General features: G+C 37.4%; 11 protein-coding genes. 8 read left to right on the plus strand and 3 right to left on the minus strand.

Annotation, left to right across the window (positions count from 1 at the left end; all coding sequences use genetic code 11):
• Positions 1–48 precede the first annotated feature (48 nt).
• Together DEU42_RS14855 and DEU42_RS14860 are read left to right on the plus strand one after the other, a co-directional pair.
• Positions 49–813 (plus strand): lipopolysaccharide kinase InaA family protein, encoded by a 765-nt coding sequence (locus tag DEU42_RS14855; protein WP_114759182.1) that lies wholly within the window; start codon positions 49–51, stop codon positions 811–813.
• A gap of 100 nt (positions 814–913) precedes the next feature.
• Positions 914–1726: a glycosyltransferase family 2 protein gene (locus DEU42_RS14860; protein ID WP_114759107.1), complete on the plus strand. Its 813-nt coding sequence runs from the start codon at positions 914–916 to the stop codon at positions 1724–1726.
• A 108-nt stretch (positions 1727–1834) separates the two neighbouring features.
• Here the strand turns inward: DEU42_RS14860 and DEU42_RS14865 are convergent, their stop codons facing one another.
• A complete protein-coding gene (locus DEU42_RS14865; protein ID WP_114759108.1) occupies positions 1835–3661 on the minus strand; it encodes a glycosyltransferase in 1827 nt (608 codons plus the stop codon).
• Between the two features lie 10 nt (positions 3662–3671).
• Positions 3672–4487: a 2,3,4,5-tetrahydropyridine-2,6-dicarboxylate N-succinyltransferase gene (locus tag DEU42_RS14870; RefSeq protein WP_114759110.1), complete on the minus strand. Its 816-nt coding sequence runs from the start codon at positions 4485–4487 to the stop codon at positions 3672–3674.
• A gap of 111 nt (positions 4488–4598) precedes the next feature.
• On the opposite strand from DEU42_RS14870, the gene DEU42_RS14875 reads away from it, so the two are divergent.
• From DEU42_RS14875 to DEU42_RS14890, 4 genes are all read left to right on the plus strand, one after another.
• Positions 4599–5345 carry a class I SAM-dependent methyltransferase gene (locus DEU42_RS14875; RefSeq protein WP_114759112.1) on the plus strand — a complete coding sequence of 249 codons (747 nt, stop codon included), beginning with the start codon at positions 4599–4601 and terminating at the stop codon, positions 5343–5345.
• A 67-nt stretch (positions 5346–5412) separates the two neighbouring features.
• Positions 5413–5823, plus strand: a complete 411-nt coding sequence (ruvX, locus tag DEU42_RS14880; protein ID WP_114759114.1) for a Holliday junction resolvase RuvX — start codon at positions 5413–5415, stop codon at positions 5821–5823.
• Between the two features lie 109 nt (positions 5824–5932).
• The gene (locus DEU42_RS14885) at positions 5933–7441 is read left to right on the plus strand and encodes a malate:quinone oxidoreductase (protein WP_114759116.1); all 1509 of its coding nucleotides are present in this window, start codon (positions 5933–5935) and stop codon (positions 7439–7441) included.
• 118 nt (positions 7442–7559) lie between these two features.
• Positions 7560–8171 carry a hypothetical protein gene (locus DEU42_RS14890; RefSeq protein WP_114759118.1) on the plus strand — a complete coding sequence of 204 codons (612 nt, stop codon included), beginning with the start codon at positions 7560–7562 and terminating at the stop codon, positions 8169–8171.
• A gap of 201 nt (positions 8172–8372) precedes the next feature.
• Here DEU42_RS14890 and DEU42_RS14895 read toward each other — a convergent pair whose 3' ends face one another.
• Positions 8373–10637, minus strand: coding sequence for an FUSC family protein (locus DEU42_RS14895; protein ID WP_317047653.1), 2265 nt, complete (start codon positions 10635–10637; stop codon positions 8373–8375).
• 139 nt (positions 10638–10776) lie between these two features.
• On the opposite strand from DEU42_RS14895, the gene def reads away from it, so the two are divergent.
• Together def and DEU42_RS14905 are read left to right on the plus strand one after the other, a co-directional pair.
• Positions 10777–11364 carry a peptide deformylase gene (def, locus tag DEU42_RS14900; protein ID WP_114759120.1) on the plus strand — a complete coding sequence of 196 codons (588 nt, stop codon included), beginning with the start codon at positions 10777–10779 and terminating at the stop codon, positions 11362–11364.
• Positions 11365–11420: 56 nt separating this feature from the next.
• Positions 11421–11858 (plus strand): DUF5606 domain-containing protein, encoded by a 438-nt coding sequence (locus DEU42_RS14905; protein WP_114759122.1) that lies wholly within the window; start codon positions 11421–11423, stop codon positions 11856–11858.
• Positions 11859–11925: the final 67 nt, after the last annotated feature.

Here is an 11925-nt window from a genome sequence, read left to right on the forward strand (position 1 = left end):
ACTAAGAAATTCAAAATAGTTACTTTTGTATAAAATTGCAATTGCTGAATGAACAAAGTCATACATCCGGAATTTCTTTCGCAGACTCAGGAAATAACAAATATTATTGAACATTTTGATGCTACGGGACAGCTTTTTGTAGATGGAAAACGAAATAAGATAAAACTGTTTGAGCTTGGGAATCGCACCGTTAATGTAAAGTCATTCAAAATTCCAAATTTCATCAACAAGATCGTTTATCGTTTTTTCAGGAAGTCAAAGGCACGCCGCTCATATGAGTTTGCCAATATATTGCTTGAAAAAGGGATAGGAACTCCTCAACCCATTGCGTATTTTGAAAATCTTGCAACGTTTTCATTGCAGGATAGTTATTATATGAGTGAGCAGCTTGAAGCAGATCTTACGTTCAGACAGCTGATTGAAATACCTGATTATCCTGATCACAATAATATATTAAGGCAGTTTACGCGTTTCTCTTTTGAACTTCATGAAAAAGGAGTGGAGTTTCTGGATCATACTCCGGGTAATACGCTTATTAAAAAAACGGCAGAAGGAACATATGAATTCTTTTTGGTAGACCTGAACAGGATGGAATTTCATAATTCGATGTCTTTTGAACAAAGGATTATCAATATGGCAAAGTTAACGCCTGAAATTGCTCTCGTTGAAGTAATGAGCGATGAATATGCCAAACTTTATGGAAAGCCATATGAAGAGGTGTTGCAGCTAATGGTAAAGCATACACAATATTTTGCCAATAGATTCCACAGAAAACGCGCCCTTAAGCAAAAACTTGGCCTGAAAAAAAAATAATATCTTTGGGCTTCGAGAGTGCCTTAGGTTCTTAGTGACTTAGTTACTGAGGCAAAATCTAAGTAACTCAGCACATAAGTATCTAAGCAACGTAAAGAAAATGAAAGCATCTGTTATAATGAGTACCTATAATGCCGAGGCATGGCTTGAAAAAGTAATATGGGGCTTTAGTGTACAAACCGAAAAAGATTTTGAGATTATTATTGCCGATGATGGTTCGGGGCCTAAAACAAAAGAACTTTTAGACAGGCTTCGTCAGGAGATTGATATGCCATTAGTGCATGTGTGGCAGGAAGATAATGGTTTTCAGAAATCACAGATACTTAATAAGGCAATTATGGCCTCTAACAGCGACTATCTTATTTTTACTGATGGCGACTGTATTCCCCGTCAAGATTTTGTAGCTACACACATCAAATTCCGCGAGCCTGGTTATTTCCTGTCAGGTGGTTATTTTAAACTTCCTATGGATATTTCAATAGCTATTGCTAAAGATGATATCGTTTCTCAAAGATGTTTTGATGTAAAATGGCTTACAGGTATGGGACTGCCGGATAAAAACAAGCTTAAGCTTTCTGCTAAAGGCTTTATGGCATCTTTCCTGAACTTTGTAACTCCTACTAAGGCTACTTGGAACGGGCATAATTCTTCAGGCTGGAAAACCGATCTGGTTTTTATTAACGGTTTTAATCAGGAAATGCAATATGGTGGACAGGATCGCGAACTTGGCGAAAGGCTCTTTAATAAAGGGCTTAAATCAAAGCAAATACGATACAATGCTGTTTGTGTTCATCTTGATCATAAAAGGGGTTATGTGAATGAAGAGACATGGAAGAAAAACTATGCTATTCGTAAAAATACCCGCGATAACAAAGTGATTAAAACACCTGTAGGTATCGATTCTAACGAATAAAGAAATATTAGGATTAGATAAAATTTATTGCCACAAACTAAATTAATCCACGATTCTCTTGTGTTAATTAATTTGGTTTGTGGCAACTTAACTTATGCTATAGTTTTTCTAATTAATTTCTATATACTTTTTGAGTGCAGGAATTATAAGGTCAGGTGTAAAAGCATTATATAGCTCCATTGCTTTTGGTTTCATTTCTTTTGGTGAAGTTTCTCCATACAGTTCAGGTTTAAAGTCTTTTAAGTGAACTGATATTGTAGTGGTGCCGTCTTCAAATGAGTTCCAGGCTTCTTTTTTAATCCATGTAGAGAATATTGTAAAGGTTGGTATATAAAGGGCTTTAGCCATGTTTACTGCACCGCCTTCATTACCTATCAACGCATTACAATGGTATAATACCGAAAGGAATTCACGGATAGTTCCCGGACTGATATCCATTCTAATCCTTTCTTTGGTAGCATTCCTGCAAAGATTATAAAGTTCTTCAGCTTCTTTTTGCTGAGATGGGATGTAATTAAAAATAAGAACAGCTTCACTGTTTTGGGTAATTAAATCAAGCAGTTGTGCCATGTAAGCAGCAGGATAGGTCTTGATATTCAGGCTCCCTAATACGCTTATCATGTATACTTTTGTTCCTGCAGGAATGCCTTTGCTGTCTAAAAAAGCTCTTCCGTAACTTATTTCCTCTTGTGTAAGATGAATTTCAGGCCTGTTTACTAATGGTAATACAGGTTTTAACACCCTTACTAGCTGCATGCGGTTGTCAAGAGCTAAACCGGCATTGGTTAAAGGTGTTTTAAGTTCTTCAACAGTATGGGTGTATACAAAGCTTGAATATGATTTGTAAAAGCCTATTCTTGTTTTTGCCTTAGAGAAACCTACTATTATGTTACTTCCTAAAATGCCGTAGGCATCAACAACAATGTCATAGTTTTTTTTACGTATGTCAAATACGAATTTTATGAATTTCCATTTGCTGTCCCTGTACTTTTGGTCAAAAAGAACAAGGTTGTCTATAGCAGGATTGTTTTCTACCACAGGCTTGGTAAACGGATAGATGAGGTAATCCAGTGTTGACTTAGGATAGAGTGCTTTTAAATTTGCACAAATGATACTGCTTGCCAGTACATCACCTATCATCTTTTGCTGAATAACAAGGATTTTAGGGTCTTCTTTATGGTTGGCCATTTCTCTCAGGTATACATATCTCATGTATACGTGATAGCCAAGAATTCCGGCAATTTCAAGACCACGGCTTCCGTTAAGGAAACCAAGACCTAAAATATAGTATTTAAAAAATCGAAAGGCAGGCCTTACCGAAAGGTGGTATAAGTTTGTAGTGACTCCCTTTTGGTAAAGCTCTTTTGCCTTAAGTTTAGAGTATTGCAGCCTTTTTTCTAAAAAGTCTTCCTTGCTCTTGAAAGAATAGTGATGGATAGACTCTTTAAGGTGGCCGGTTTTACCTTTTATTGATAACGTTTCGTGAACAAGTTTTTCGGAATATTTACATTTCGACTTCCTGAAAAGGCGTATTGCCCTGTCTTTATTGAAGCTGTTATTAACCATTGGGCGACCTTTGTAATAAAAGATACGCTTAAACCAAAAAGCAGCTTCTTCAGGATTACTGTTTACAGTTGTAATAATTTCATCTATACCCTTTTGCGTAACCCTTTCATCAGCATCAAAAAAAACTACCCAGTCATTCGTTGCTAATTCGAGTGTATAGTTTCGCTGAGAAGAAAAATCATCAAATGCACGCTGGTATAACTTTACGTGCGTATATTCTTTCTGGATAATTTTTGTAGTATTATCAGAACTGAATGAGTCGACCACAATAATTTCATCGGCAAAAGACATATTGTCAAGATATTGCCTGATGTTGTGTTCTTCATTTAAAACAATCGCTAGTGCAGATATTCTAATCTTTTCGCCCATCAAAAAACTGTTAAACCGCTACGTCATATTCGCGCAGGGCATTGTTTAATGAAGTTTTAAGGTCTGTTGATGGCTTGCGTTTACCAATAATAAGTGCGCATGGAACCTGATATTCGCCAGCAGCAAATTTTTTGGTATAACTGCCCGGTATAACTACGCTGCGTGCCGGAACTACACCTTTCATTTCTACCGGCTCATCTCCGGTAACATCGATGATCTTAGTAGATGCAGTAAGGCAAACATTAGCGCCAAGTACCGCTTCAGTCTCGACACGAACACCTTCTACAACGATACATCTTGAACCGATGAAAGCTCCGTCTTCGATGATAACCGGTGCAGCTTGTAAAGGTTCAAGTACACCACCGATACCTACACCACCGCTAAGGTGAACGTTTTTACCTATTTGTGCACAGCTTCCTACGGTTGCCCATGTGTCAACCATAGTGCCTTCGTCTACATAAGCACCAATGTTTACGTAGCTTGGCATAAGGATAACACCCGATGAGATATATGCACCATAACGTGCCACGGCATTAGGTACTACACGTATGCCTTTTTCGGCATAATTGCGTTTAAGTAACATTTTGTCGTGATATTCAAAAATACCTGCTTCCAGGGTTTCCATTTTTTGAATTGGGAAATACATTACTACCGCTTTCTTTACCCATTCGTTAACCTGCCAGCCGCCTTCGATAGGTTCAGCTACACGTAGCTTACCTGAATCTAATAGCTCAATAACTTCACGGATGGCATTTGTTGTTGCCTCTTCTTTTAACAGGTCTCTGTTTTCCCAGGCCTGTTCTACAAGGTTTTGTAAATTTTGCATTTCAAATAGTCGTTTGGGCAAATATAAGTCGGTTTTTTAAGATGGCATAAGCCACTTTCAATGCTTTTTCAAACATAATGAATTATCTTTACTAAATCACAAAATTTGTTTATGAAAGATAATTTTTCAACACAGGCAGAAGGCTATGCCAAATACAGGCCATATTATCCTCAGGAAATGATAGCTTATGTTGTTTCCTTTGCTAAAAACAAACAATTTGCACTTGATATCGCTACAGGAAACGGACAAGTGGCGGTTGAGTTAGGTAAGTACTTTGAGAAGGTATTTGGTACTGATATTAGTGATAAACAGTTAAACAATGCTTTACAAAAAGATAATGTCACCTATATAAAGGAGAGTGCTGAAAAGACATCTTTTGTAAATAGCCAGTTTGATCTTATAACGGTAGCACAGGCAATACACTGGTTTGATTTTGATGCCTTTTATAAAGAGGTTTACAGGATACTTAAGCCGGATGGGATTTTTGTTGTTTTGGGTTATGGGTTGTTCAATGCAAATGGTGAGGCTGATACATTACTGAAGCATTTTTATTATGATATAACGGGTCCTTATTGGGATGCTGAGCGTAAATACCTCGATGAAAATTATACTACGATTCCTTTTCCTTTTGAAGAAATTGAGGTTAAGCAATTCGTAAATGAATTTACCTGGACATTTGAACAGCTTACAGGATATCTTGAAACCTGGTCGGCGGTACAGCACTATATAAAACAGAATGGTACCAATCCGGTAGATATTATACGTGATAAGCTAAAAGAATATTGGGAGAATGGCGATAAGAAAGTTACTTTTCCATTACTTTTGAGGATTGGAACCATTTCAGATTTCAGAAGGTAGATTTCAGATTGAATACGATGCTGCTGAATCTGAAATCAAAAATCTGAAATCAAAAATCTGAATAAATATGAGAGTACTCGCTATAGATTACGGGCTTAAAAGAACAGGTATAGCAGTGACAGATGAGATGCAGATAATTGCATCGGGACTGACGACTGTTGACTCGGAAAAAGCTATCGATTTTCTGCATGATTATTTTGCAAAAGAAAAGGTAGAAAAGGTGTTAATTGGCGAACCAAAGCAGATGAACGGACTTCCGTCACAAAGTGCACCTTTAATTGAGGTTTTTATAACAAAATTCGTTTCGCAGTTTCCTGATATGCAGCTTGAAAGGGTTGATGAACGTTTTACAAGCAAGATGGCTTTTCAGACAATGATAGATAGCGGACTAAAAAAGAAGCAACGTCAGGATAAAGGCTTGATTGATGAGATATCGGCAACAATTATGTTACAGGATTATTTATCACGAAAAAAATAAAGAGTTTTATTTGTGTTTTCATAAAAATTAAAAATTGCGCCTATTCCTGCGGATTTAGGATAAAATTTTGAGTTATTCAAAGTAAATTTGCAGTATTCAAATTTACACAATGTCCACAACGATAAATCAGGAACCAGATGTGGTTCTTATAGGCGCGGGAATCATGAGCGCTACACTTGGCATGTTCTTAAAAGAGCTGATGCCTGAAGTGAAAATTGACATTTATGAAAGGCTTGATGTTGCAGCAGCTGAGAGTTCTGATGCATGGAATAATGCAGGTACAGGACACTCTGCTTTTTGTGAGCTTAACTACACGCCTGAAATGCCCAATGGTACTGTAGAGATTTCAAAAGCAATTAAGATTGCGGAATGGTTTGAAGTTTCTAAGCAGTTTTGGGCTTATCTAATTGAGCAAAAGCGTATCTCTAAGCCGGAAGATTTTGTGAGAAGCATACCGCATATGAGCTTTGTATGGGGTGCTGACAATGTAGATTACCTAAAGAAACGTTTTGAAGCGCTTTCTAAACATCCTTTATTCAAAGGGATGGAATATACCGAAGACAGAAACACATTAGAGTCATGGATGCCATTGGTAATGGAAGGTCGTGACGCTAATCAGCCTATTGCTGCTACCAATATGCCAATTGGTACCGATGTAAACTTTGGTGAACTTACCCGTGATATGTTCAGATGGCTTGAAAAACAACCTGGCGTAAATATGTTCTTTAACCAGGATGTTTCGGGAATCAGACGTTCGGCAAAAAGCCCTAAATGGAAGCTTAAGATAAAAGACCTTACAACGGGTGAGAAAAAACGTGTGTATGGTAAGTTTGTATTTATAGGTGCAGGAGGTGGATCGCTTCACCTGCTTGAAAAAGCCGGTATACCTGAAGGAGATGGTTTTGGTGGATTCCCTGTAAGCGGACAATGGCTAAAATGTATTAACGAAGAGGTGATACAAAAACACAATGCCAAAGTATATGGAAAGGCATCTGTAGGTGCGCCGCCAATGTCGGTACCCCACGTTGATACCCGTATGATTAATGGCAAAAAAGAGTTGTTGTTTGGGCCTTATGCAGGATTCAGTACTAAGTTCCTTAAACAAGGGTCATATTTTGATCTTCCAACTTCAATACGTGCCAACAATATTGCTCCAATGCTTGCGGCGGGTTATCACAATATGTCGCTGACAAAATACCTTATCCAACAGGTAACGCAGTCGCAGGATGACAGGATGGAAGCACTAAGGGAATATCTTCCGGACGCTAAAAAAGAAGACTGGGTGTTGGAGACAGCAGGACAACGTGTGCAGGTTATCAAAAAAGATGAAAAGCAGGGCGGTAAGCTTGAGTTTGGTACTGAAGTGATAAACAGTGCTGATGGCTCGCTAGGGGTGCTTTTAGGAGCGTCTCCGGGTGCGAGTACAGCAGTTTCTATTATGCTAGACCTTATAGAGCGTTGTTTCCCTGAACAGATTAAGACTGAAGCATGGCAGCAAAAGCTGAAAACCATGATACCATCATACGGTACAGCGCTAAACAATAATCCTGAGTTGCTTGCTGAAGTTAGAAAACACTCTGACAAAATGCTTGGATTAGAAGCTACGGTTACTATTTAATTCTGAGTTATATATAATATAAAGCCATCCTGAAAAGGGTGGCTTTTTTAATTAAATCACAATTCATTTATTTATAGAGAAATACGTAATATTTTATGCCATCCATACTATAGCTATTATGAAAAAAGTTTTATTCATCTTATTTGTGCTTGTTTCTTTTTCAGGGTTTGCGCAGGCTGAAAAGGATTCTTTGGTAAAAGTTGATAAAGATGCGATTCTCGATAAGCTTGAACTTATGTTTTATCTTGATCAGGAAGCCACAAAATGTTTGACTATGACCAAGGAAAAGCAAACTGAACTAGATAAAACCTTTCCATATTATTTTATGAATACTATAGTGAAGAATAACCCTTCGACTCTTGATCTGAGAGAATTTATTGGTTTCGATTTTAAAGAATTTAAGCCAATCAAATGCAAAGATTTTTACGTAGCAGTATATGAGAAGAATCTTGTTGAATTTATCGATATGACTAAAAAGTATGGTTATCTGTCAACACAAAGATTAAAGAGGTATAAAGATGGAAAAGCATATTCGCCTTTAATTTTTGTAATACATAATAGTTATTCGGATAAAGAAGTGAAAAAATTAATGAAACAGGAGTTTAAGATTGGTAATATAGATCAAAAGGAATATGATCAATTTAAATTCTTCTTAGAGCGTAAAAAAGAGCTAACGTATGATGATGTTGCACGATTTGAGAAAATTGGAGGCAAAATTTTAAAAAGCTGAGTAATGGCTACACTTGTTAAAAATTAGTTAAAAAGAAGATGTTTTACGGTTTTCCGTAAAATGGTTTTAAGATTTCTGTTTACTATTGTATCTCTTAATAATGACGCCTAAAGAGGTGTTTTTAAAGTAAAGAGTCCAACTAAAATTTTTCAATACCTTACTACTACTCACAAATCCTGTCATAGAATTGACGGGATTTTTTTATGCTTTTAGTTGTAATTGGCGTGCTGCTTTCAGTATTTTTTCTGATAAGCCGGTAAGCCATACTAATTGCTCAATTACAAGGTGGGCTTCTTCCATTTTAAGCCTGAATTCTTCTTCGTCGGTAATTTGTACTTCTTTAAGCTCGCGGGCGCGAATGTTCTTAAGTTCAGTAAAACGCATTGCCAGATCATCGTTGTTGGCCTGATGGGCTTCTTCGGCTTGTAGATCCATATTTAAAAGCGCTATGGCATTGTCGAGGTTTTTTACAACGGTATTTACCACGACGTTAAATGCTTCGGATGCATTGGTGGTTTTGTGAGACTGTATGTAGGTGCCTAATGATGCTAATGACGATAAAAGGGTATGATTTAACACAGCAAGTTTATATATCTGGCTTTGTTGTTTTTGTTTTGATTTTGGTTCTTGTGTCATGCGCTGGTAAGACGACATCAGATTACCCAACTCGATAAAGGCACTTTTACGCGCCAGTCTGTAGGAGGTAGGTACGTTTCCTTTATTATTGTAAAAGCTGGAAATCTCAATAAGGTAGTTTCTGTTGGCTTCAATAGATTTTTTTATGAAGACTGGCATGTTCATAAACTCCCATGAAGGCCAAAGGAAATAATTAGCAGCAAAAGTTATGGCAACACCAATGGCGGTATCAAGTATGCGGTACTGGATAACGTCGGTTACATTAGGGGTAAGCATTCCGTAAACAAATACTACATAAATGGTTACAAATGTGGCTCCGATTCGGTAGTTAGTTGCTGTAAAAGCATAGCCTAACAGCATACAAACAATTGTCAGCGTGCCAATAATAATCGAATTAGTGATAAAGCTGAGTATGGCAAACGCAATTAATCCACCCACAAGCGTGCCTACAATCCTTTGGTAAGAGCGTTGTTTGGTTAGGCCATATCCCGGGCGCATTATTACTACTATGGTAAGGAATATCCAGTATACATTTTGAAGTGGGAAAATAAAAGACAGTATACAGCCTATGGCTATGCACATGGTAAGCCGTAAGGAATGCCTGAATATGGTAGACGAGAAGCCTAAATTTTCTTTGAGGGTATGTAGCGGATAGTATTCCGGTGTCAGGAATTTCTCAAGGTCTTTGTCTCTTCCGCTGCCTAATTCTTTAAACTTGATTTTTTCGGTAAAGGCGCGCTCTATAATCTTGATTTTCTCTATTTGTTTTTCGGCATAATGAAGCATGTTCGATAACATCCATACACCTTCGGCAGCAGCTTCTTTTCCTAATTCGGCTTCATAATCTATAATTGCCTGTTCGAGTGCTTCAAGATCGGCAACCAGCTTATGTTTAGGTATGTATTTAGATCTCTCTCCGATGCTTTTTGAGATCTTTTTTAAAGAAGAAGCAAGGTTGTAGGCAAGGTTTTGATAAGTGCTCAGTACCTTAGGGTGATTGCTGAATTTTTCCTGTAGTTTGCTATGGTCAAAAGATGTTGATAGTGCCAGCTCTAATATTTCCATTAATGAAATGAAAACAAGAAGCATTTTGCGCCCCCTGTTTGAGTTTTCACTATTATAGCGGTTACGCATTAGTATCTCACGGAGGTTCTCATGATTAAGGTTGATTTCGACCTGAAGATTAAGCTGCTTTTCTACAATGGCGGCTCTGTTGGCATCGGTATTCCAGAGGTCACCGCGCAATTTCATGTATTTTGCTGTTAGCTTCATACACTGGGCAATTTCGAGTTCCGTATAACGATATGGGCTTAAGTAATTAAATGAAACCGAAACAACAGTATAGATAAGCCCTCCTGACAATACCAGTCCGGTATATTGCAGGATTTCCCATCCGGTATGAATGTGGCCTGTGGCTAAAACCGTGGCAAGCAATCCGGAGAATGATACCATGGTGGCGCGTTGTCCGTAGACCGATATCGTGGAAAGGAAGAAAACGAGTATGAAAAGTAAGGGATAAAACAGCAGTTTAAAAGGATGTAGCAAATTTACGATCAGTACGCAGCCTGCTACAATAAACGACGCGGTAAGCAAACCTTTTGAGCGATGTAATAGATTGCTGGGAATATCTGCAGGGTAGGTAAGGAAGGCTCCTAATGCGATAGCAAATCCAAGCTGGAAAAAGCCCAGTTGAGAAAGGATAATTACCGGAACTGCGGCGGCAATCGTAACAATTATGGCCTTGGTGAAATTATGGCTGTCGGTAAAATTGCGTATCCTTTGGAGCATATAGTAAAACTTAAGTGTAAAGATAAGGAATGCGTCAATCATACTGTGTTTTGGCTCGTGAATTCTCACAAAATTTTAGCATTTGAAGAGCTTATGGCAAGTCATTTTAATTTATTACTTTTGCAGTCTCAAAACGCAGGTGTTTTTTTGCCTGTCTTAAAAATTTAAAAGCGAGCTAATTATGATATTACCTATTGTAGGATATGGTGATCCTGTACTAAGAAAAAAAGGTGAGGAGATAAGCAAGGATCATCCTGAGCTTAAAAAAATCATTGCCGATATGTATGAGACAATGTATAATGCTTATGGTGTAGGGCTTGCTGCACCACAGGTAGGGCTTGCTATCCGTCTTTTTATAGTTGATACTGAGCCTTTCAGTGATGATGAAGATCTTTCTAAAGAAGAACAGGAACTGCTTAAGGGTTTTAAAAAGACCTTTATAAATGCAACTATCCTTAAGGAAGAAGGTGAAGAGTGGGGCTTTAATGAAGGTTGTCTTAGTATCCCGGAAGTACGCGAGGATGTATACCGTCATGAAAAGATAACTATTGAATATTATGATGAGGAATTCAATAAGCATACTGATGTATATGATGGTTTAATTGCCAGGGTAATACAGCACGAGTATGATCATATTGAGGGTATTTTATTTACAGATAAAATATCTACCCTTAAAAAAACGTTGATTAAAAAGAAATTGCAAAACATTATGGAAGGGAAAACAAGGCCTGACTATAAAATGAAATTTATTGCCAAAAAAGGCAGATAATTTTTGTTTTTTTGGCCAAAGATTAGATATTTGCCTTCCTTTAAAAAAATAATATAATGAGCATCGAGAAAATATTATCTATTTCCGGAAAACCGGGATTATATGAACTGAAATTACAGACACGTACAGGCTTTGTCGCAGAATCACTTGTTGATGGTAAAAAAGTAACTGTAGGACTTAGAAGCAATGTTAGTTTACTTTCTGAGATTTCTGTTTATACTTATGAAGGAGAAATTCGCCTTTCTGAAGTATTTAGAGCTATAGCTACTAAAGAGGATAATGGGCCTGCATTATCTCATAAAGAAGATAACGCTAAGCTTGAATCATACTTTAGAGAAGTACTTCCTGAGTTTGATGAAGACAGAGTATATGCTTCTGATATCAAAAAAATACTTAGCTGGTACAACATGCTTCAGGCAAAAGGACTAGTTTCTAAAGATGCTCCGGTAGCTGCTACAGCTCCTGCTGCTGAAGAGGTTAAAGCTGAAGAATAGTTAATTACTATCTTAATAATACTATCCTGCCTTTTGAAAACAGAAGGCAGGATTTTTTATTTTTACA

It is taken from the genome of Flavobacterium sp. AG291 (assembly GCF_003350375.1).
GTDB classification, from domain to species: Bacteria; Bacteroidota; Bacteroidia; order Flavobacteriales; family Flavobacteriaceae; genus Flavobacterium; species Flavobacterium suzhouense.